Below are 20,282 nucleotides of genomic sequence, written 5' to 3' on the forward strand. Positions count from 1 at the left end.
ATGCCGAGCTACAGCTTCACGGTCAACGGCCGTTCGGTCACCGTCGACGCCCCGGCCGACCTGCCCACCCTCTGGGCACTGCGCGACAAGCTGGGCGTCACCGGTCCGAAGTACGGCTGCGGGATCGACGTCTGCAAGGCCTGCACCAGCCACCTGGACGGCGAGGCGTTCAACCCCTGCGTCACGCCGGTGTCGGAGGTGGAGGGCCGCGACGTCACCACGATCGAGGGCCTCGCCGACGGCGACGAGTTGCACCCCGTGCAGGAGGCCTGGCTGGAGCAGGACGTCGCCCAGTGCGGCTACTGCCAGCCGGGCCAGATCATGGCTGCCGTCGCCCTCCTCAACAGGACCGCCGACCCGACGGACGCGGAGATCGACGAGATCGAGAACGTCTGCCGCTGCGGCACCTACTTCCGCATCCGCGAGGCGATCAAGAGCGCCGCGGCCAAGATGTGATCGCGTGCCGAACAGCGGACAGGGTCCGGAGGGTCGAACCCGTTCCGGTCGACACGAAGATCGTGAACCCGGCAGTGCTGGTGTACGTACTCCACTCGGGACGCCTCGGCGGCTCACCCGTTCATCAGCACGAAAGGCAGCCATGACCAACCACCCGTTCCGCTTCGGTGTCACCCTGCTCACCGTCGGCTCCCGATCGGCCTGGCGAGCGCGTGTGCAGGAGGTGGAGGACCTCGGGTACGACGTGCTTCAGGTGGCCGACCACCTGGGTCTGACCGCGCCGTTCCCGGCGTTGGTGGCCGCGGCCGACGTGACGAGCATCCGGCTGGGCACGTTCGTGCTCAACGCCGGCATTCTCAGCCCCGCATACCTGGCCCGGGACGTCGCCGACGTGCACCGCCTCACCGACGGCCGCCTCGAACTGGGGCTGGGCACCGGCTACGTCCCGACCGAGTTCGAGGCCGCCGGCGTGCCGTTCGGCACCGCGGGTGAGCGGCTGCGCAAGCTGGAGACGACCCTGGCGGAGACGCGTGCGCTGCTGGCCGCGCAGGCCGACCACCCCCAGCCGCCGATCATGCTGGGGGGCGCGGGCGAGCGCATGCTGCGTCTCGCCGGCCGCGAGGCCGACATCTTCAGCTTCTCCATCATGGCCGGGGTGACCCCGGGGGTCGCCCCGCAGGAGGCGCTCGCCCGCCGCATCCAGGTGCTGCGCGACGCCGCAGGCGACCGTTTCGACGACATCGAGCTGAACCTGTTCATCGCGGCGCTGGGCGAGAGCACCGAGAAGGTCGACGTCGAGATCGTCCGCCAGGCCAGCGGCCTGCCCGAGGACCAGATCACCCAACTTCCCGGTGTCCTGATCGGCTCCCCCGCCGAGGTCGCGGACCGGCTGCGGCACTACCGCGAGGAGTTCGGACTCAGCTACATCAGCGTCCTGGAGCCGCACATGGCCGCGTTCGCCGAGGTCATCAAGCACCTGCGCTGACGCTCGGGTCCGGTCCGGGGCCCGGTGACGGCGGCGCTTGATCGTGCGGGACGGGTCGCACCCGCATAGGCTCCCCGCCGCCGGGCCGGACCGACCGGCTCGATGGAGGTGGGCCCGATGTGGGCATTCTTCTCGGCGCGACTGCGGATGTGGCTCATCCTGGCGGTCGCGGCACCGCTCGTGGGCTGGCTGCTCGGACGCATCGGCGACCTCATCGAGGCTCGGCGGGGACCGACTTCGGCGAGCCGGATGCTGAAGAAGGGCCGCGACTTCCTGGGGCGCCGCTCGCGCGGCCCGCTCGCTCCCCGGCCCACGGCCGACCGCACCGGCGGCCGCGACGCCGGTCTTCCCACCCGCTGACCAGGTGGCCTGCTACGTCCTGGTACACGGCGCCTGGGGCGGCTCCTACGGGTTCCGGCTCGTACGGCGGCTGCTCCAGGCCGACGGCCACGAGGTGTTCACCCCGGCCCTCACCGGCATCGGCGAACGCTCACACCTGACCGGCCCGCACGTCGATCTGTCGCTGCACGTGCTCGACGTCGTCAACGTGGTGCGCTACGAGGACCTCGACGACGTCGTGCTCCTCGGCTACTCCTACGGGGGCATGGTCGTCACGGGCGCGCTGGAGCACATCGGCGACCGCGTACGCGAACTCGTCTACCTCGATGCGTTCGTACCGGCCGACGGCGAGAGCATCACCTCGCTGAGCGGGCAGCCCCCCGCGGGCCCGGTGGCGGAGATCGGAGCGCCGTGGCTCGTCCCGGCCGACCCGCGGGAGTTCGATGACCCGGCGACGGGGGCGTGGTCGAACCTGCGCCGCACGGCGCAGCCGGTCGGGACGTTCACCGAGCCGGTCCGGCTCCCCGTGCCGCTGGAGGAGCAGCACTTGGGCCGCACGTACATCCGGGCGACCGCCGACCCCGGCGGTCCCTTCGAGATACCGGCCCGGCACGCGCGGGAGAGCCCGGCCTGGCGCTACCACGAGATCGCGACCAACCACATGGTCCCGGAGAACCGGCCCGCCGAGCTCGCCGCACTGCTCAGCGCGCTCGCCTGAGCAGGCTAGATTCTGATCATGGATGAGCCGCCCGTCCACCGGTACCGCGCCCTCTGCTCGTGGTCCGGCTCCACCGCAGCGGGCTTCGAGCACTACGGACGGGCACACACCGGGTCGGCCCCACCCGCCGGGGCGGAGCTCGCGCTGTCCTCCGATCCGGCGTTCCGCGGCGACCCGGCCCTGCTCAACCCCGAGCAGCTCGTGGTGCTCGCCGCCGCGTCCTGCCAGCTGCTGTCGTTCCTGGCCGTCGCCGCGAGAGCGCGCCTCGACGTGCGCGACTACCGCGACGACGCGACGGCCACGATGCCGGAGGCGGAGCGTCCGATCCGGCTCGCGGAGATCGTGCTGCGGCCCCGGATCGTGCTCGTCGCAGGCCCGAGCGAGGAGCGCGTGCGCCACCTCGTGGAGGTGGCACACCGCGAGTGCTTCATCGCCAACAGCCTTGCCACCCCCGTGCGGGTGGAGCCCGAGATCGAGTTCGTGGACGCCGGATGATCCGGGCCGCGGGTGTCACGGCGCTGTTCGGCCCTGGCCACGGCCGCACTGTGGTGGGTGGTGTTCCCCGCCGACTGGAGCGTGGTGCCCACCCGCGACCCGAATACCCTCGCGTCACCGGTGCGGGTGGCCCACTGGGCGACGGCAGGCGCCGGGCTGGCCGTCCTGTCGGGAGCCGCCGGATACCTGCGCGGGGTGCGGGTGGCGCTGGTGGGTGTCGCCGTGCCGGCGTTGGTGCTGTTCTGCGTCTACAGCGCGGCCGCCGAGGTGGTCGGCGCGAACCTGTGGCCGGTCGGAGCCCTCTTCCTCGCGGTGCCGCTGGGCGCAGGCGTCGCGGTCATCGCCGCGCTGGCGCGGCGCATCCCGGCCGTCACGAGCCGCACACCCGGATCCGCCGCCGGGCGCTGACGTCCGGCTCGGCCGCACTCACACCCGTTCCCAGGCACGGGCCGCGGCCGGGCCCGCGAAGCCGCTCCCGAGGGTGCGGCGGCGCAACGCGGGCACCGCGGCGCACAGCCGGAACCAACCGCGGGCCCCCGCCGTCGCCAGCACGCCCCGGGACAGGGCCTGCTCCTTCTGCGCCAGCACGTAGCGGACGGTCGCGGTGCCGTACTCCCGCATCTCGGACTCGTACTCGCCGATCGCCGAGACGGTGTCGCGCTCACCGCGGGCGACCGAAGCCAGCAGCCGGCTGAGCAGGTGCGCGTCGCGCAGCGCGGTGTTGCCGCCGAGCCCTCCGATGGGCGGCATGAGGTGGATCGCGTCACCCATGACCGTCACCGGTGTGGTCGGCCACGGCTCCCCCGGCTCCGCTGCGCGGAAGGCGATGGCGCTGCGGCTGCCGCGGTCCGACTCGGCCAGCGCGCGGCGCAGCTGCGGATGCCAGCCTGCGACGAGCACGTCGACCACGGCCCGCAGCGCATCGCTGTCGAGCTCGCTGACATCCGGCGGGAGCAGGTCGGGACGGGTCACGAGAGCACAGAGCAGGTACGGCGCGGAGGAGCTGTCCGGCGGCTCGAAGACCGAGGTGAACAGGAAGCAGGGCGCGTTCACGTTGACGATGTTCATGCCCGTGCCGAGCCGTGACGGCAGTGCGGTGCGCACCTCGTCGGTGAGCCAGATCTTGTGTGCCACCCCGACCGCGCCGGCATCGACCGTGCGGATGTGGGGCAGGTACTGCCGGCGGACGCGCGACGAGGCCCCGTCCGCTCCGACCAGCACGTCCCCGACCACGGTGCGCCCGTCGGCGAACGACGCCTCGACCGTGCCGTCCGGACGCTGCTCGTAGCCGACGAACTCGGCGCCGAACTGCACGACGTCCTCCAGACCCGTCAGCAGGAGCCGGCGCAGCGTGGCCCGGTCGGCGGCGTAGTGGTTCTCCGCCGGGTCCGCGCCGTCGGGGTACATGACCGACTCCTCGACGACGACGAGCTCGTCCATCTGCTCGGTCAGGAAGCCGAAGTCGCCGCCCGGCCCGGTGGTGGCCAGGAACTCCTGCCAACGGGCATCGGGCAGGCAGGCGTGCAGCGCTCGCGCCCCCACCGGGTTGACGTGGATCCGGTACCCCTCCCACCGGCTGCCCAGGGCCTGGTCACGCTCGTGGACCGTGACGTCGATGCCCGCTCGGAGCAGACCTTGGGCGAGGCACAGACCGCCGATTCCGCCGCCGATGATGATCACTCGTCCTGGTGCGCTCACTGCCGCTCCCCCTCCGCGTTCCCGGATGCCCCGCCGATCAGCAGGGCCTCGAGCTGTTCGAACGCCTGTGCCGCGACGCGGGGGGTGAGCCGCACACCCTTGACCGTCGCGATCACGAGCTCGGTGGCGACCACCGGCTCGACGGACCTCGCCCACACCCCTTGCGCGGCGCCGGCGGCCAGCACCCCCGTCAGCACCTCGCGCCACCCGGCCTCGTGGTGCTCCATCTCGGCGGCCACCGCCGGATCGCGGCGCCCCCTCAGGTCGAGCTCGGCCGTGACGACGAGGAGGTCGGGCCGGTCCTCGATCATCCGGCGGAGCGCCGCCAGGTGCTCGCGCAGCGCGGTGGCCGGCTCGGTGCTCTGCGGTGCCGCCGCCCAGAAATGCCTCGTCGTGTACTCGGCGACCGCTCCGACCAGGTCCTGCTTGGTGGCGAAGTGGTGGTGCAGTGTCGAGTGGTCGATGCCGACGTCCTCGGCGACCTGTCGCAGCCGCAGCCCCTCGAACCCCATCTCGGCAACCCGCCGGAACGCCGCGGCGACCAGCTGGTCGCGGCGGCCCGCCTGCTCTCCACCAACCACTTGGTTGAGAGTACGGCATCGGTCAATAGCGAACCGGATCGTCGTCGGTTTCCTCTGCTTGCCCTGCAGAGCGCCGTCGGGAGGATGGAGCGGGTGATCCTGCGCCGGCGGTTCCGTGCGCTGTCCGGAGAGTGAGAGGCGGAGAACGATGACCGACCGACTCGACCGCGTGTCCGAGCTGGACCGGAGCCTGCGGGCGTTCACGTGCGTCGGCACGTCCCCGGGCGCCTCCGACGATCGGCCCGACGCACTCGCGCTGGGCGTCAAGGACCTGTTCGACGTCGCCGGCCTGCCGACCTCGCTCGGCACCGCGGCCGTGCCCGCGCGGCAGGCGGAGCGCACCGCCGCAGCGGTCACCGCGCTCCAACGATGGCGCGCCGTGGTCGTCGGCAAGACCGTGACCAGCGAGTTCGCCTACTTCGGCGCGAGTGCCACCCGCAACCCGTGGCATCCCGCCTTCAGCGCGGGCGGCTCCTCCACGGGATCAGCAGCCGCGGTGGGCGCGGGCGAGGTGCCACTGGCGATCGGGACGCAGACCAACGGCTCGGTGGTCCGGCCCGCCTCCTACTGCGGGGTGGTCGGCGTCAAGCCCACGTACGGCTCCATCCCCACCGAGGGACTGTGGTTGTTCGCGCCGAGCTTCGACACGGTGGGGGCGTTCGCCCGCACGGTCTCACTGGCGGGCACCGCCGCCGACGTGATGGCCGCTGGTCGTCTGGGATTCGACGTCGCCTCCGGGCCGCTCGACCCCGCGGGCCTGCGGATCGCGGTGGTCCGCACCCAGGACTGGTCGATGACCACCGGCGAGATGCGCGCGGCGCTGGAGCGCACGGCACGGCTGCTGGCGGAGGCCGGCGCGAAGGTGGACGAGCTGACCACCCCGCTCTGCGGCGAGGAAGGCCTCTCGCTGCACCGGACGATCTCGGAGTTCGAGGGCGCGGCCGGCATCGGACGGCTGCGGATCGAGCGCACCGACCTCCTCGGGGAGAAGGTCCGCGAACTCCTCGAGCACGCCTCCACGATCAGCGCCGAGACCTACGGCCACGCGCTCGACCGGCGCACCGAACTCCTCGCCGGGCTGGACGGCACGCTCTCCGCCGTCGACGCGGTGCTCACCGTTCCGGCGGCCGGCGCCGCCCCACCGGCCGGCGACAACGGTGACCCCCGCTTCTGCACGAGGTGGAGCCTGGCCGGCACACCGGCGGTCTGCCTGCCCGCGACGCTGGGCGAGCACGGCCTGCCCCTCGGCGTCCAACTCGTCGGCCGGCGCGGCACCGACGCGCGGCTGCTGCGCCTCGCCCTGTCGCTGGAGGAGCTACTGGGCTTCGCCCCGAACTATGAACGGCTCGCCGCGTGACAGTGGCCGCCGGCCTCTGACGGCGCTCCTAGCCGGGTCGGGTCCCGATCACGACGGTGGCCCCCAGGTCCTCGGAGCCGACCACCCGCGGGATCAGCCCGCCCTCCGCCAGTGCGGCCATGGCCCGCGGCGCCTGGCGTTCACTCGTCTCGGTCAGCAGGTGGCCACCCGGGGCCAGCCACAGCGGCGCCGCGGCGGACACCCGCCGGAGGATGTCGAGCCCGTCCGCGCCGCCGTCGAGCGCCACCCGCGGCTCGTGGAGCCGGGCCTCCGGTGGCATCAACCTGATCGCCTCGGTCGGCACGTAGGGCGTGATGGCCACCAGGATGTCCACCCGGCCTCGCAGCACGGTGGGCAGCGGCTCGAAGAGATCGCCCTCGTAGACGTGACCACCGGTGTCGGCGAGGTTGCGACGGGCGCACCGCACCTCGACGGGGTCGATGTCGACGGCATGCACCTCGACCCGCTCCAGGGTCGCGGCCAGCGCGGCGCCCACCGCACCGGACCCGCAGCAGATGTCGACGACGACCCGGGTGCCGGACCCGGCGAGCCGTCCGAGCGCGGCAGCCTGCTGCACGAGGAACTCGGTGCGGCGGCGGGGCACGAAGACCCCGGGGTCCACGGCTATCCGCAGGCCGCAGAACTCCGCCCAGCCGAGGACCTGCTCGAGGGGCACGCCGGCGACCCGGCGGTCCACCATCTCGACGAGGTCGGCCGGGTTCCGGGCCGCGGAGCGGAGCAGGCGCGCCTCGTCCTCGGCATAGACACAGCCTGCGGCGCGCAGCCTGCCGACGGTGACGGACTCCGGTTCGGGGAGAGACATGGAGGAGGAAGCTGACGGTGAAGCCGACATGGGGGGCCCTTTCGAGATTCCCGTGGGCGCTTCCCCCGGTGACCTACGTCGGGTCGACCGCGCGGCCGTGGAGGGAGAACACCCGGCCTGAACCAGCAGTGATCGGTCCCACCTCCCTCGAGTTGCGTACGTTCTCGCTGCGGCGTTCACCCTAGCCACCAGCCACGATCCTGATCCACCAGGGGAGCGCGGCGAGCGGCCGTTCGGGGGGACCCTGCCACCCGTCTGCCGTGCCGTCATCGCTCACGTGATGGCCCACGCTGGGCGCTACGAGTGGCGGTGCGGCGCGAGCGGGCGAACCAGGACCGCTCCCACCCGGTTTCTCGTCACGCACCGTGTTTGCAGATCCAACATTTTCTCCACCCGAATGGGTATTCCTGAACACAGGTGTGAAAGAAGTGTAACTGTCTTCTCCCGCCGTTGCCGCACCGAGCGACGTTCGTTATGTCGCTGAGGAGTCAGATCCGTTTCCGACGGGCCCGAATTCAATCGGGTGCCGGTCTTCGGGACGTTCACCGGTAGGGAGAAACTTCGTGACATCGGCAAAACATTCGGCTCACCCAAACAGGCTGCGCGCCTCGCTGGGAGCCGTCCTGGCGGTGGGAACTGCCGCAGTCATGGTGCTCATGGTGGGTGTCGCGGGGATGTCGCCGGCATCGGCGCAGTCGGCCCAGGCGCCGGTCGGGTTGGGTACGGCCACATCCTTCGCCGTGCTTGCGGGCTCGACGGTGACCAACACCGGCCCCTCGGTCATCTCCGGCGACGTGGGCGTCAGCCCGGGATCGGCGATCGTCGGCTTCCCGCCGGGAATCGTGGTGAACGGCGTCTTCCACGAGGCCGACGCCGTTGCGGCACAGGCCCAGAACGACCTGACCACCGCGTACAACGACGCCGCGGGGCGCTCCCCGGTCACCGCGGTGGGCCCCGAACTCGGCGGTCTGACGCTGGCTCCGGGCGTGTACGGCGGCGGTACCTTGCAGATCACCGGCACGCTCACCCTCGACGCGCAGGGTGACCCCAACGCGGTCTTCATCTTCCAGGCGGCGTCCACGCTGATCACCGCGTCGGCCAGCGATGTCTCCCTGATCAACGGGGCGGACCCCTGCAACGTGTTCTGGCAGGTGGGTAGCTCGGCCACCCTGGGCACCGGCTCGGACTTCGTCGGAACCATCCTGGCGCTGACCTCGATCACCGCCCAGACCGGCGCCGACGTGGAGGGACGGCTGCTGGCCCGCAACGGCGCGGTCACCCTGGACACCAACACGATCACCCGGCCCGACTGCGACGTCGTCCCGCCGACGACCACCACCACCGCGCCGCCCACCACCACCCCGACGGTGACCCCCCCGATCCCGCCGATCGTCATTCCGCCGATCGTCATCGGCCCGATCACCATTCCGGGAATCACGATTCCGGGAATTGGCGACGACCGGCCCGACTTCCCGAACTTCCCCGGCTTCCCCGGATTCCCCGGCTTCCCCGGCTTCCCCGGTGACCGCGGCGACGACCACGGTGACCGTGACCGCGGCGACCGCGGCGACCGCGGCGACCGCGGCGACGACCGCGGCGACGACCGCGGCCGCGACGAGGGCCAGAAGGACAAGGACAAGTACGGCGACGAGAAGGGCCATGACAAGGACTCCCACAAGTCCTACGACAACGCCGAGTACAAGGACCACGACAAGGACAAGAAGGACTCCCACGAGTCCTACTAGTGACGGGGCTGCTCCGGCCACGCCTGGCGGAGCAGCCACATCCACCGCGCGTCGCACCATGACGCAGCGCACGGGACGTCACGAAGCTTGATTCGTCACCGCCTTACCCGCCACCCCCGTCGGATCCCGGTTCCGGGTTCCGACGGGGGTGGCGCACGTTCTGGGTGGGTTCCTCTGTTCCCTAGGTACCGGGTCGGTCCAGGCCGGCGGCCAACTCGGTGATCGCCTGGTCGATCTCCGCGCGCAAGGCGTCGAGGGACGGGGTGTCGTCGGGGCCGGTGGCCTGGTCGAGCCACCGGTCGACGACGAGACGCAGAGCCGCGAACGCCGCTGCGGCGCAGAGAGCCGGGTAGATCGCCCCTGACGGCCCGGCGGCAGGTGAAACGGCCGTCCGGGCCGAGTGTCCGAGGGGGTCGAGGCGCTCGGTGATCGCCTCGGCGAGTGCCTTCTCGGCCACGGCGAGGATGGCGAGTTGGTGCGGGACCAGTGAGGGCGCCTTGCGGATCAACCGCAGTGCCTCGAGGTGATCACGGCCGGCCGCGTCGCTCTGGTCCATGACGACGAGCACCGCTTCGCGGATCGCCTGGAGCACTGATTCCGTTCGTGGCCGGGCCCGGAAGGCCACGACGACCGCGTCGGCGCCGGCCGCCGATGCGGCCACCACCGCGTCTTCCTTGCTGGGGAAGTGGTTGAAGAAGGTTCGCAGGGCGATGTCGGCTTCCGCCGCGATCTGTTCGACGGTGACGTTCTCGACGCCGTGCCGAACGGACAGCCGGAGCGCCGCCTCGCGCACGGCAGCCCGGGTGGCCAGCTTCTTCCGTTCCCGACGCCCCGGTACCGCCGCGGTGTCGCCGGCGCGGGACTGCGTACCCGGCGGCACGGAAACAGCCATCCTGTCCCCCTCGTGGTCGTGCCCAGCTCAGACACCTCCGTCCGGGGCCGTCCGGGACCTGGGCTCGCCCTGAGGTGCTGTCCGAGTATCACCGCCGCCGAGAGGCTGGACGACGCCGGACCGGATCCACCGCCCGGCCCGGCATCGACCTCATGCCGCTCAGGCCCAGGTCACCGGCAGCGCGTGGACGCCGAAGATCTGCATGTCGTTGCGCAGCGGGACCTCCTCGGCGGGAACGGCCAGGCGCAGGTTCGGCAGGCGGGTGAGCATCTCGCTGAACCCGATGCGCATCTCGATGCGGGCCAACTGCTGGCCCAGGCACTGGTGGACGCCGTGGCCGAAGGCCAGGTGCGGGGTGCGGTGCCGGTGCACGTCGAGCAGGTCGGGATCGCGGAACTGCCGGGGGTCGCGGTTGGATTCGGGCATCGCGATCACCGCGGTCGTCCCGGCGGGGATGTCGACCCCGCCGACGGTGACGTCCTCGGTCGCCACCCGGGTGAGCCCGAGCTGGACGATGCTCAGGTAACGCAGCAGCTCCTCGACCGCGTTGTCGATCAAGTCGGGGTCGGCGCGCAGCGCGGCGAGCTGGTCGGGGTTCTCCAGTAGTGCCAGCGTGCCCAGGCCGAGCATGTTCGCGGTGGTCTCGTGGCCGGCCCCGAGCAGCACCAGCGCCATGTCGACCAGTTGGGCGTCGGTCAGTGGTGGCTCGGAGTCGTGGACGAGTCCGGAGAGCAGGTCGTCGGTCGGGTTCTGCCGCTTCTCGTTCACCAGGCGCTGTATGAACCCGTAGAGCGCCGCACCGGAACGCGCCCGCTCCTCGCCGCTGGAGTTGATGTTCAGCGAGATGGCCGTGTTCTCCTGGAACTCCTCGCGGTCGGCGTAGTCGACGCCGAGCAGCTCGCAGATCATCAGCGACGGGATCGGCAGTGCGTAGGCGGCCACCAGATCGGCCTCGGTGCCCGCCGCCTTCATGGCCTCGATGTGCTCGACGGCGATCTCGGTGAGCCGCGACTCCAGAGCCTTCATCCGCCGCACGGTGAACTGGCCGGTGAGCAGGCGCCGCAGCCGCGTGTGCTCGGGCGGGTCCATGAACACGAACATCCCGTCGGTACGGCTGTCCACCGCGGGCCGGGCCGGTGCGTCGCCCCGCTCGGCTGCGGTGGCCATCTCGGCGACCTCGTGCGGCTGGAGCTGGGAGGCGTCGCGGTGGCGTACCCGGTCGGAGCTGAACCGCGGATCGGCCAGCACCGCCCGGGCCTCCTCGAAGCCGGTCACCAGGATGGCGTGGGCGCCGTTGAGCAGCGGCAACGGCTGCACCGCCCCGTCACCACGGCGCCGCTCCAGTCCGGGCGCCGGATCGAACGGGCACTTCCCGCGTTCGGTCATGTCCGCGGGCAGGACCCGGGTCATCGCGGTCGCAGCCCCCGCCGGGGACTCGTTCGGGGTCTGCTCGCTGGTCGCGCTCATCAACGTCCTTTCCAGGCACGCAGTCGCGTGGCTGCCCGTGGTGGGAGGGCGCGGCCACTCTACAAACGTGCACGGCGCGCATCAATGCACGTCGTGTCACATCGCTGCAGCCGAACGCGCAACGGTTCATGATCGCGTCTGAACCAGTGCACGCTCGATCCGAAGTCAGGCGGGCGATGTGCCGCGGAGCCGGGACTTCGCCCGCTGGCTGCTCGCCCACGCGATCCCGACGAACACGAGCCGGATCGCGTTCAGCCGGTACCACCGCCGCAGAAGCTCAGCACGCTCGTCGTCGGTGGGCGGCTCGACCGCGTGGAAGAGCCGCTCGTTGACGGGATGCAGGACGGTGGCCGTCTCCACCACGAACGCGAGGTCGCGGCGGCCGAAGTGGCCGACCAGCGGCGGCCGGCCGGGGCTCTCCTGCCGGCTACCAGTACACCGAGCGAGGCCGCGAGGGTCAGCGGCGCGCTCGGGAGGAAGTAGAGCGCCGGGTTGCCGGGACGGAGCGGGGGCGGGGGCCCGGCTCGTCCACTCCGGCGGCGAGGACCCGGTCCATGGAGAGCCGGTCGGGAATCGCACCACCGACTCGTACAACACCCCGAAGACCACATGCGCCTGGCAAGCCTGGCGATGGTCAGCAGCGCCGCCGTGGCCCAGTGCCGAGTCAGACGTACGCGCCCGGCCGGACGATCATCAGCACCACGACGACCGCCCACAACACGTTGTAGATGCCCGCGAACATGCTCAGCCTGCGCAGGCGAGAGCCGTCGTCGGGCTCGGCGAGCGCATCCCGCTGCCCCGGGACGATCAGGAGGGCGAGCAGCAGGCCGGCAGCGAGGGTGAGGACCATGGCGATGTTGATCCAGATCTCCCCCATCCGCCCCTGGGCGACGGCGAGCGCGATTCCCACGACCGGCACGGCGATACCGAAGATCCCGTAGCCCCGGGTGATGCGGTGCAGCGCGACGGCGACGGCCCGGCTGCGCCCGCCCTCCCTGTCGGACGGCGACGCGGCGTCGACGCCCGCCGCGTCCGGCCCCACCACCACCTCGGCGGTGACCGGCGCGTAGCGGGAGAACAGGCTCGCCGCGACGGCCGACCCTCCGACGAAGACGATGCCGGCGAGCACATGCACCGACAACAACAGAGCTTCCACAGCCAGACCCCGTCCCTCAACCTTCAGAGAGGCTGAAGCCTAGCAGGACCTTCAGGTCGACTGAAGCTGATCGTCAGGGTCTGGGGCGCTCACCGAAGACGCCGTCGAGCGCGGCGGCGACCCGTTGCTGGATCGGGTCGGCGTCCGGCCCGAAGAGCAGCGCATCGACGCCGGCCACCCCCTCCATGGCCTTGCGCAGCAGCCGGACGCCTTCCGGGGTCAACTCGATGTTCGACGCCGACCCGGCGCGCGCGGTGGTGTCGCGGACCAACCCCGCACCGACCAGTGACTTCACCGCCGCGTGGACGCTCTGGACGGCGACCCCGGACATCCGGGCCAGATCACTGAACGAGGCGCCGGGCACGCCCGAGATGTGCCCGAGCAAGCTCAACCTGCTCACCGTCAGGCCCAACGGCGCCAGCGCGGTGGCCAACTCCGACTCGATCCGGTGCGCCAACGTGAGCAGCACGATGGACGTGCTGGTCGTCGGCGGTGCCGGGACGTCCTCGCGAGTCACGCATCCAGTTTCCCGTAGCGCCTCGGTGGCCGACAACTGCGCCACAAGACGCCGCCGTCAACGCTTGACCCGGTGCGGAGACTGCGCAGGATGGGCTTCCCGACCACCGACCCTGGGAGCGCGTCGATGATCCACCGCCGCATCGTGTCGAACCTCAACGTCGACGACGCCACCACCGGCCACGAGTTCTACGAGGAGTTCCTCGGGCTGCGGAAGGAGTTCGACATGGGCTGGGTCGCCAGCTTCCGGTCACCGACGAACCCCACCGTGCAGGTGAGCCTCGTCTCCGGCGACCGCACCGCGCCGGAGCCGTCGTCGCTCAGCGTCGCCGTAGCCGATGTCGACGCCGCCTACGCCGACGCCCAACGCCGCGGCTACGAGATCGTCCACCCCCTCACCCACGAGCCCTGGGGCGTGCGGCGCTTCTTCGTCCGGGACCCCCACGGCATCGTGGTCAACATCGTCGGCCACGCGGACTAGCTCTAATGCCCAGCCGGCTTGTTGACCCGGCTGATGAGTGGGTGGGCCGCCGAGCGGGGTGTGGCCGTGGTGGGCTTTCTCGTCGGGGTGGATCTCGCGGCGTAGGCCAGGCGGGCGTGACCGTCGATGGCGGCGTGGAGGGAGTTGAACCCGGCCAGTGGCCGGTGCGGGTCTGGCTGGACTGGTCGCTGGTGCGGCCGTGCACCCGCCGGCGCCTGCCGTCGCGGAGCCTGCCGAGCTTCTTCGCGTCCACGTGCACCAGCTCGCCCGGGCGGGCGTGTCCGCAGCGGCGGACACCGTGCCGGTGGGGCGGTCGAGCCAGGCCGGCCGGGCAAGTCCGTGGCGGGTCGGACGGCGTGGAGCGAGGCGGGTCCGGCAGGCCACCGCCACGAGCGCCGAACGGCCGTTGACCTGCGGCAACGAACAGTGATCCGAACAAGTGTTCGAGTATGATGAAGGTGTGTCGGACAGCCCGCTCACCATCGCGCACCGCCTCCTGGTCGAGGCGATCGACACGCTGTCCGCCGCTGCCGAGTCCGGCGCCACCGACGACGACCTGCTGTCCGTGCTCACCCTGTGCGAGGGCACGAGTAGGCGGTTGGACCGGCTTACCGTCGCCACCGTGTCCGCGCTGGAGCGGCGCGGGACGTTCGCGGAGCGGGGCTACAAGTCCACTCCGGCCGCGCTGGGCGATCTGCTCGGCTGGGAGCGGTTCGAGGCCCGTCACCGGGTGGTTGCCGCCGAGCAGGTGTGCCCGCGGGTGAGCCTCGACGGCACCGCACTGCCCCCGAGACTCGCTGCGACGGCCGGGGTGTTCGCCGCCGGGCACACCGGGCTGCGGCACGTTGCGGTGATCGCGCGGGTGCTTGCGAGCCCGGCCGCGCAGCGGCTCACGCCCGAAGTGTGGGCCGGGGCTGAAGCCCAACTCGCCGAGAAAGCCGCCGTCTACACCCCCTCGGAGCTGCAGACCTGGGGTGTCGCGCTGATCGAGGCCCTCGACGAGGACGGGCCCGAGCCCGACGACCGCCCACCCGCCCCGGTCAACGAACTTCACCTGGTCCGCCACCGCGGCAAAGCGGGCGGCAGCCTCAAGGGCCGGTTCGACGACGGGGCCATGTTCGACGCCATCGCCACCGTGATCGACGCCCACGCCCGGCCGGTCAGCGGCGACGAGCAGCGCAGCGCCGCGCAGCGGCAGGCCGAAGCACTGGCGGATGTGTGTGGCTATGTGCTCGACCACGGTGAGGTGCCCGAGTGTGGCGGGCGCCGCCCGCACCTGAGTGTGCTGATCCGGCTGGAGGACCTGGAGAACCGGGCCCGCGCCGCCTGCCTGGACTTCGGCGGCACCCTGTCGCCGGAGTCGCTGCGGATGCTGGCCTGTGATGCCGCGGTCGTCCCGGTCGTGCTCAACGGGACGGGCCAGCCCCTCGACGTCGGGCGGGTCACCCGCACCATTCCCGACGGGCTGCGCCGCGCGATCGCCGCCCGCGACCGCGGCTGCGCCGGCTGCGGGCGGCCACCGTCGTGGTGCGAGGTCCACCACATCACGGCCTGGCAGGACGGTGGCGACACGGCCCTGCACAACTGCGTGATGCTCTGCCGGGCGTGTCACCGGCTCCAGCATCATTCCGAGTGGGAAGTCCGTATCCGTGACGGGCTCCCCGAGTTGATCCCACCGGCCTGGATCGATCCGCAGCGAAGACCCCGCCGGAAACCGCTTCTGCACCTCGCCGCGTAAGGGGTCGAACAGACGGGCGCGGTCGGCAGAACCCCTGTGATCGCTGGGGGGACACATGTGCCCGCGCTGCAGTCCTGGCCGGCGACAGCCACTTGTAGCCGGTGGCTCGTGAGCGTCGACAACTCACACCCCGCCCGAAGGTCTCCCCCTCTTCAGGCCGACACGCCGTCAACAACGCTCATGGGCACTACACCTAGAGCCTGGCGGGGCGGACCCGTCGGGCGGCGGCGCCCCTCGTCCGCCGCCGTTGACGCGGCCGGGTCACACGCCGTCGCGCACGATCGGGCAGCTCATGCAGCGCGGCCCGCCGCGCCCCCGGCCCAGCTCGCCGCCGGGGATGTCGAGCACCTCGATGCCGTGGCGGCGCAGGAACCGGTTGGTCGTGACGTTGCGCTCGTAGGTGACCACCACCCCGGGGGCCACGGCGAGCGCGTTGCAGCCGTCGTCCCACTGCTCGCGGGCGGCGGCGTGCACGTCCTGCTCGGGGGTCAGCACCCGGACCGACGCCAGCCCGAGTGCGGCGGCGATCGCCTCGTGCATGTCCTCGGCCGGATGGTCGGTGAGGTCGAGCTCCTTCTCCGAGTCGCCGGGCCGCACCGTGTACGCGGGCAGCTTGCCCAGCCCCGAGTACTCCACGAACGTCTCCGGGTCGACCATCGTCATCACGGTGTCGAGGTGCATGAACGCCCGCTGCTTCGGCATCCGCAGCGCGACGATCCGGTCGACCTCGCCGCCGGCGAACAGGCGCTTGGCCAGCCGCTCGACGCCTGCCGCGGTGGTCCGCTCCGAGATCCCGATCAGCAGGGCCCCACCGCCGAGCACGTGCATGTCCCCGCCCTCGGTGGTGGCAGGCCCGTTCACGGAGCCGTCGGACCAGATCGTGTAGTCGGAGCGGGTGAACAGCGGATGCCACCGGTACACGGCCTCGTAGTGCACGGTCTCGCGCATCCGGGCCTTCTTGCGCATGCTGTTGATCGACACGCCGCCGTGGATCCAGGCCGACGTGTCGCGGGTGTAGAGGTGGTTGGGCAGCGGCTCGAGCACGAAGTCGTCGGGATCGAGCACGTGGAAGGCGATCGAACGGGGCTCCTCGATCCGGTCCAGCACCTCGCGCTTGGTGATGCCGCCGATCAGGTGCTCCGTGAGGGCGTCGACGTCCATCGCGTCGAAGCAGTTGCGCAGCGCGTCGATCGCGAGCGGCCCGTACACCCGGTCGTCGAAGATCCGGTCGAGGATGTACTTGCGCGCCTCCGGGATCTCCACCGTGGTGCGCAGCAGCTCGCCGAACAGGTGCACCGTGATGTCGCGCTCCTGCAGCAGGGCCGCGAACCGGTCGTGCTCCTCCTGCGCCCTGGCCACCCACAGCACGTCGTCGAACAGCAGGCGGTCCTTGTTGCCGGGGGTCAGTCGCTTCAGCTCCAGGCCGGGGCGGTGCAGGATCACCTGGTGCAGGCGCCCGACCTCGGAATCCACGCGGTACATGCCGCCATCCTGCACCGCGGGCTGCCGCCGCCGTCACGACGAGCCGCGCGCAACGAATCAACGCCACGATCGGTTCGCGCGCAGGAATCCGCCGCCGACGGGCAACGCATCGCGATTGTCCGTCACCGCGGCCGTTCCTAACCTGGTGAACGTCCCGGTCCCGTCGCCGCGGCCACCCTGCCACTTCGTGGAGCGAGCCCGTGACCAGCGTCCTGCCCCGGCCGATCGGTACCCCCGAACGCACCGCCTCCCGGCGCCACTACCTCATGTGCCCGCCGGTGCACTTCGCCGTCGAGTACGCGATCAACCCGTGGATGCACCCCGGCGTCCCCGTCGACCGGGGGCTGGCGCTGGCCCAGTGGGACGCCCTGCGGCGCACCTACCTCGGCCTCGGCCACCGGGTCGACCTGCTGGAACCGGTGCGGGGACTGCCCGACATGGTCTACGCGGCCAACGGGGCCACCGTGGTCGGCGGGGTCGTGCTCGGCGCCCGGTTCCGGCACGGCGTACGCGCCGCCGAGGCCGTCGCGCACCGGGACTGGTTCCACGCGGCCGGGTTCGCGCGCGTCGTCGAGCCGGAGTTCGTGAACGAGGGGGAGGGCGACCTGCTCGTGGTCGATCCCGGCGCGGGCGGCGTGGTGCTGGCAGGCACGGGCTTCCGCACCGATCCGCGCGCCCATGCGGAGGCGGCCGCCGCGCTCGGCAGGCCGGTGGTGTCGCTGGAGCTGGTGGACCCGCGCTACTACCACCTCGACACGGCGATCGCCGTGCTCGACGAGGCGACCATCGCCTGGCTGCCCGAGGCGTTCACACCCGCGTCGCAGGCGGTGCTGCGTGAGCGGTTCCCCGACGCGCTCGTCGCCGACCCGGCCGACGCCGCGGTGCTCGGCCTCAACGCCGTCAGCGACGGGCGCCACGTCGTCCTGCCCGCCCCGGCCACCCGGCTCGCCGCCGCCGTCGCCGAGCGCGGCTTCACGCCCGTCCCGGTGGAGATGTCCGAGCTGCTCAAGGGAGGCGGTGGACCCAAGTGCTGCACGCTGGAGGTACGCGCATGACGACCATCGAGACCGGCACGGCGACCGCACACCACGAGCGCCTCGTGGACGAGTACTCGGCGCACAACTACCACCCGCTGCCGGTGGTGGTCGCCCAGGCGGCCGGGGCCTGGGTCACCGACGTCGAGGGCCGCCGCTACCTCGACTGCCTGGCCGGCTACTCCGCGCTGAACTTCGGGCACGGTCACCCCGCGCTCGTCGCGGCGGCCCACCGCCAGCTCGACCGCGTGACCCTCACCAGCCGGGCCTTCGGTAACGACCAGCTCGGGCCGTTCTGCGCGGAGCTCGCCGCGCTCGTGGGCAAGCAGCAGGTCCTGCCGATGAACACGGGCGCGGAGGCGGTGGAGAGCGGGCTCAAGGTCGCGCGCAAGTGGGGCTACGAGGTGAAGGGCGTGCCCGAGGACCGGGCGCGCATCGTCGTCGCGGCCGGCGGCTTCCACGGCCGCACGATCAGCATCGTCAGCTTCTCCACCGACCCGGACGCGCGCGGCGGGTTCGGGCCGTTCACCCCGGGCTTCGACGTGGTCCCCTACGGCGACCGCCACGCGTTGCGCGCGGCGATCACCCCCGAGACGGTCGCGGTGCTGATCGAGCCCGTGCAGGGGGAGGCGGGCGTGGTCGTCCCGCCCGCGGGGTACCTGGCTGCCGTCCGCGAGATCTGCGACGGGGCGGGCGTGCTGTTCGTCGCCGACGAGGTGCAGTCCGGCCTCGGCCGCACCGGGCACGTGCTCGCCACCCGGGGCGCCGGCGTCGACGCCGACGTGTACCTGCTCGGCAAGGCGCTCGGGGGCGGGATCGTGCCGCTGTCGGCCGTGGTCGCCGACGCCGCGGTGCTCGGGGTGTTGCGCCCTGGCCAGCACGGGAGCACCTTCGGCGGCAACCCGCTGGCCTGCGCCGTCGGGAGGGCCGTGATCGAGCTTCTCGGCGACACCGGCCCGCGGGGGGTGCTCGCCGCGGCGGACCGGCTGGGCGAGGTCGCGGCGGAGCGGCTGGCAGCGCTCGTGGGCCACGGGGTGGTCGCCGTGCGCCGCAGCGGGCTGTGGGCCGGGATCGACGTCGACCCCCGGCTCGGGAGCGGCCGGGACGTGGCGGAGCGGCTGGTGCGGCGCGGCGTCCTGGTCAAGGACACCCACGGCTCGACGATCCGGCTCTCGCCCCCGCTCGTGGTCACCGACGACGAGCTGGCGTCCGCCGTGGACGCGCTGGCCGGTGTGCTCGCCGAGCTGCGGTGAACGGCTCCGGCCAGGCCGGCCCCACCGTCAGATCAGGTGGCGGAAGGGCCTGCCGTCGGCGCCGGCGTCCACGAGCAGCTCCGGGCGGAGCATCCCGAACATCACGGTCAGCAACATCTCGCACGTGACCCCGGGCTGCTCGTGGGGCCGGTTGATGCTCCGGATCAGCAGCATGTTGATGATCAGCCCGCTCACCTCGTGAGGGCTGGGGAACCCGCGCAGCTCGCCGGTCTCCTGGCCGTGCTCGACGAGGATCCGGATCGAGGCGGGGATGGGCGCGAGGGTGCGGGGGTCGATGTCGTCCGACGGGTCGGCCGGGCCCCCGACCCGTATCGTGTAGTCCTGGACGGCCGACCAGAACGCCGCGGTGAGCGGCCGGTAGCGGAAGGTGATCCGCGTGAGGGCTTTCACCTGGTCACGCAGGGCGTCGACCATCGGACGCCCGGCCGCTATGTCGCGTTCGGCCTCGAGCTGGAGGGGCTGGATCAGGGGGCTGTAGACGTGGCCGAGGAGCGCATGCTTGGAGGGGAAGTGGTTGTATGCGGTGGCAGCGCTCACACCGGCGGCCGCAGCGATGTCTTCCATCCTCGCGTTCGCCCAACCGTGTGAAGCGAACGCCACATCGGCCGCATCCAGTAGCGCCCGCCTGGTGCGGAAGCGCTTCGTCCGTGCGGCGCGGACCCGTGGATCGTCCGGACGAGGAGAGTCGATGGAAGGCATTGATCGTAGAGTAACCAACCATTGGTCGAAGTTCTCTTGACTCCAACTTGGGTGTCACCCAAACTGCGTACTTGAACGTAGAACGACTTCGATCACCTTGCTGGGCATGGCAGGTGCACGGGGGTTAGGAGGGGCGGGGCCGGACGTCGGCGCGGCTGTCGGGGGACAGCAGGTATCTGCCGCAATGTTCGGTTTCTCCTCAGTACGACCGCCATACGCCCCGACGGTGGGCTGGCGGTGCACGCGTCACACCGGTGGAGGTCGCCGGTGCAGGGAGGGGACCCTAGCGATGTTCAGGCCTGTAGAGCGCAAAGACGCTGTAAGCACAGGTAAAAGCCGATGAGCG

General features: G+C 71.8%; 22 protein-coding genes. 12 read left to right on the top strand and 10 right to left on the bottom strand.

Annotation, left to right across the window (positions count from 1 at the left end):
* The 6 genes from AC5L35_RS11295 (at position 1) to AC5L35_RS11320 (ending at position 3,401) form a co-directional block, all read left to right on the top strand.
* The gene (locus AC5L35_RS11295) at positions 1 to 456 is read left to right on the top strand and encodes a (2Fe-2S)-binding protein (protein ID WP_433278519.1); all 456 of its coding nucleotides are present in this window, start codon (positions 1 to 3) and stop codon (positions 454 to 456) included.
* Between the two features lie 142 nt (positions 457 to 598).
* Positions 599 to 1,441 carry a TIGR03621 family F420-dependent LLM class oxidoreductase gene (locus AC5L35_RS11300; RefSeq protein WP_495059530.1) on the top strand — a complete coding sequence of 281 codons (843 nt, stop codon included), beginning with the start codon at positions 599 to 601 and terminating at the stop codon, positions 1,439 to 1,441.
* Positions 1,442 to 1,558: 117 nt separating this feature from the next.
* Entirely contained in the window at positions 1,559 to 1,801 is a 243-nt protein-coding gene (locus AC5L35_RS11305) for a hypothetical protein (RefSeq protein WP_495059531.1), read from the top strand.
* A 4-nt stretch (positions 1,802 to 1,805) separates the two neighbouring features.
* Positions 1,806 to 2,498, top strand: a complete 693-nt coding sequence (locus AC5L35_RS11310) for an alpha/beta fold hydrolase (RefSeq protein WP_495059532.1) — start codon at positions 1,806 to 1,808, stop codon at positions 2,496 to 2,498.
* 18 nt (positions 2,499 to 2,516) lie between these two features.
* Positions 2,517 to 2,993, top strand: a complete 477-nt coding sequence (locus tag AC5L35_RS11315) for an OsmC family protein (RefSeq protein WP_495059533.1) — start codon at positions 2,517 to 2,519, stop codon at positions 2,991 to 2,993.
* A gap of 12 nt (positions 2,994 to 3,005) precedes the next feature.
* Positions 3,006 to 3,401 carry a hypothetical protein gene (locus AC5L35_RS11320; protein WP_495059534.1) on the top strand — a complete coding sequence of 132 codons (396 nt, stop codon included), beginning with the start codon at positions 3,006 to 3,008 and terminating at the stop codon, positions 3,399 to 3,401.
* A gap of 18 nt (positions 3,402 to 3,419) precedes the next feature.
* Here the strand turns inward: AC5L35_RS11320 and AC5L35_RS11325 are convergent, their stop codons facing one another.
* Positions 3,420 to 4,691 carry an FAD-dependent oxidoreductase gene (locus tag AC5L35_RS11325; RefSeq protein WP_495059535.1) on the bottom strand — a complete coding sequence of 424 codons (1,272 nt, stop codon included), beginning with the start codon at positions 4,689 to 4,691 and terminating at the stop codon, positions 3,420 to 3,422.
* Positions 4,688 to 5,272 (bottom strand): TetR/AcrR family transcriptional regulator, encoded by a 585-nt coding sequence (locus tag AC5L35_RS11330; protein ID WP_495059536.1) that lies wholly within the window; start codon positions 5,270 to 5,272, stop codon positions 4,688 to 4,690. Before AC5L35_RS11330 ends, AC5L35_RS11325 begins: the two co-directional genes overlap by 4 nt.
* A 148-nt stretch (positions 5,273 to 5,420) precedes the next feature.
* Here AC5L35_RS11330 and AC5L35_RS11335 point away from each other — a divergent pair, with 148 nt between their 5' ends.
* The gene (locus tag AC5L35_RS11335) at positions 5,421 to 6,629 is read left to right on the top strand and encodes an amidase (RefSeq protein ID WP_495059537.1); all 1,209 of its coding nucleotides are present in this window, start codon (positions 5,421 to 5,423) and stop codon (positions 6,627 to 6,629) included.
* Between the two features lie 28 nt (positions 6,630 to 6,657).
* On the opposite strand, the gene AC5L35_RS11340 is transcribed toward AC5L35_RS11335, so the two are convergent.
* Complete coding sequence (locus tag AC5L35_RS11340) at positions 6,658 to 7,452, bottom strand: putative protein N(5)-glutamine methyltransferase (RefSeq protein WP_495059538.1); 795 nt, start codon at positions 7,450 to 7,452, stop codon at positions 6,658 to 6,660.
* 629 nt (positions 7,453 to 8,081) lie between these two features.
* Here AC5L35_RS11340 and AC5L35_RS11345 point away from each other — a divergent pair.
* Positions 8,082 to 9,197, top strand: a complete 1,116-nt coding sequence (locus AC5L35_RS11345) for an ice-binding family protein (RefSeq protein ID WP_495059539.1) — start codon at positions 8,082 to 8,084, stop codon at positions 9,195 to 9,197.
* Between the two features lie 181 nt (positions 9,198 to 9,378).
* Here the strand turns inward: AC5L35_RS11345 and AC5L35_RS11350 are convergent, their stop codons facing one another.
* The 5 genes from AC5L35_RS11350 to AC5L35_RS11370 all read right to left on the bottom strand — a co-directional run bounded on the left by AC5L35_RS11350 (position 9,379) and on the right by AC5L35_RS11370 (position 13,229).
* The gene (locus AC5L35_RS11350) at positions 9,379 to 10,089 is read right to left on the bottom strand and encodes a TetR/AcrR family transcriptional regulator (RefSeq protein ID WP_495059540.1); all 711 of its coding nucleotides are present in this window, start codon (positions 10,087 to 10,089) and stop codon (positions 9,379 to 9,381) included.
* Positions 10,090 to 10,248: 159 nt separating this feature from the next.
* Positions 10,249 to 11,556 carry a cytochrome P450 gene (locus AC5L35_RS11355; protein WP_495059541.1) on the bottom strand — a complete coding sequence of 436 codons (1,308 nt, stop codon included), beginning with the start codon at positions 11,554 to 11,556 and terminating at the stop codon, positions 10,249 to 10,251.
* Between the two features lie 165 nt (positions 11,557 to 11,721).
* Entirely contained in the window at positions 11,722 to 12,135 is a 414-nt protein-coding gene (locus AC5L35_RS11360) for an anthrone oxygenase family protein (RefSeq protein WP_495059542.1), read from the bottom strand.
* Positions 12,136 to 12,220: 85 nt separating this feature from the next.
* Positions 12,221 to 12,712 (bottom strand): hypothetical protein, encoded by a 492-nt coding sequence (locus AC5L35_RS11365; protein ID WP_495059543.1) that lies wholly within the window; start codon positions 12,710 to 12,712, stop codon positions 12,221 to 12,223.
* Between the two features lie 73 nt (positions 12,713 to 12,785).
* The gene (locus AC5L35_RS11370) at positions 12,786 to 13,229 is read right to left on the bottom strand and encodes a MarR family winged helix-turn-helix transcriptional regulator (RefSeq protein WP_495059544.1); all 444 of its coding nucleotides are present in this window, start codon (positions 13,227 to 13,229) and stop codon (positions 12,786 to 12,788) included.
* Between the two features lie 90 nt (positions 13,230 to 13,319).
* Between AC5L35_RS11370 and AC5L35_RS11375 the strand changes: the two genes are divergently transcribed.
* A complete protein-coding gene (locus AC5L35_RS11375; protein ID WP_495059545.1) occupies positions 13,320 to 13,709 on the top strand; it encodes a VOC family protein in 390 nt (129 codons plus the stop codon).
* A gap of 460 nt (positions 13,710 to 14,169) precedes the next feature.
* On the top strand, positions 14,170 to 15,447 hold the full coding sequence (locus AC5L35_RS11380) for an HNH endonuclease signature motif containing protein (protein ID WP_495059546.1): 1,278 nt from the start codon (positions 14,170 to 14,172) through the stop codon (positions 15,445 to 15,447).
* A 261-nt stretch (positions 15,448 to 15,708) separates the two neighbouring features.
* Here the strand turns inward: AC5L35_RS11380 and AC5L35_RS11385 are convergent, their stop codons facing one another.
* A complete protein-coding gene (locus tag AC5L35_RS11385) occupies positions 15,709 to 16,929 on the bottom strand; it encodes an arginine deiminase (protein ID WP_495059547.1) in 1,221 nt (406 codons plus the stop codon).
* Positions 16,930 to 17,129: 200 nt separating this feature from the next.
* Here AC5L35_RS11385 and ddaH point away from each other — a divergent pair, with 200 nt between their 5' ends.
* Positions 17,130 to 17,984 carry a dimethylargininase gene (gene ddaH / locus AC5L35_RS11390; RefSeq protein ID WP_495059548.1) on the top strand — a complete coding sequence of 285 codons (855 nt, stop codon included), beginning with the start codon at positions 17,130 to 17,132 and terminating at the stop codon, positions 17,982 to 17,984.
* Positions 17,981 to 19,216: an ornithine--oxo-acid transaminase gene (rocD, locus tag AC5L35_RS11395; protein WP_495059549.1), complete on the top strand. Its 1,236-nt coding sequence runs from the start codon at positions 17,981 to 17,983 to the stop codon at positions 19,214 to 19,216. Before ddaH ends, rocD begins: the two co-directional genes overlap by 4 nt.
* Before the next feature lie 27 nt (positions 19,217 to 19,243).
* On the opposite strand, the gene AC5L35_RS11400 is transcribed toward rocD, so the two are convergent.
* Positions 19,244 to 19,936, bottom strand: a complete 693-nt coding sequence (locus AC5L35_RS11400; protein ID WP_495059550.1) for a TetR/AcrR family transcriptional regulator — start codon at positions 19,934 to 19,936, stop codon at positions 19,244 to 19,246.
* Positions 19,937 to 20,282 lie beyond the last annotated feature (346 nt).

Source organism: Pseudonocardia sp. OZ21, from assembly GCF_059359135.1.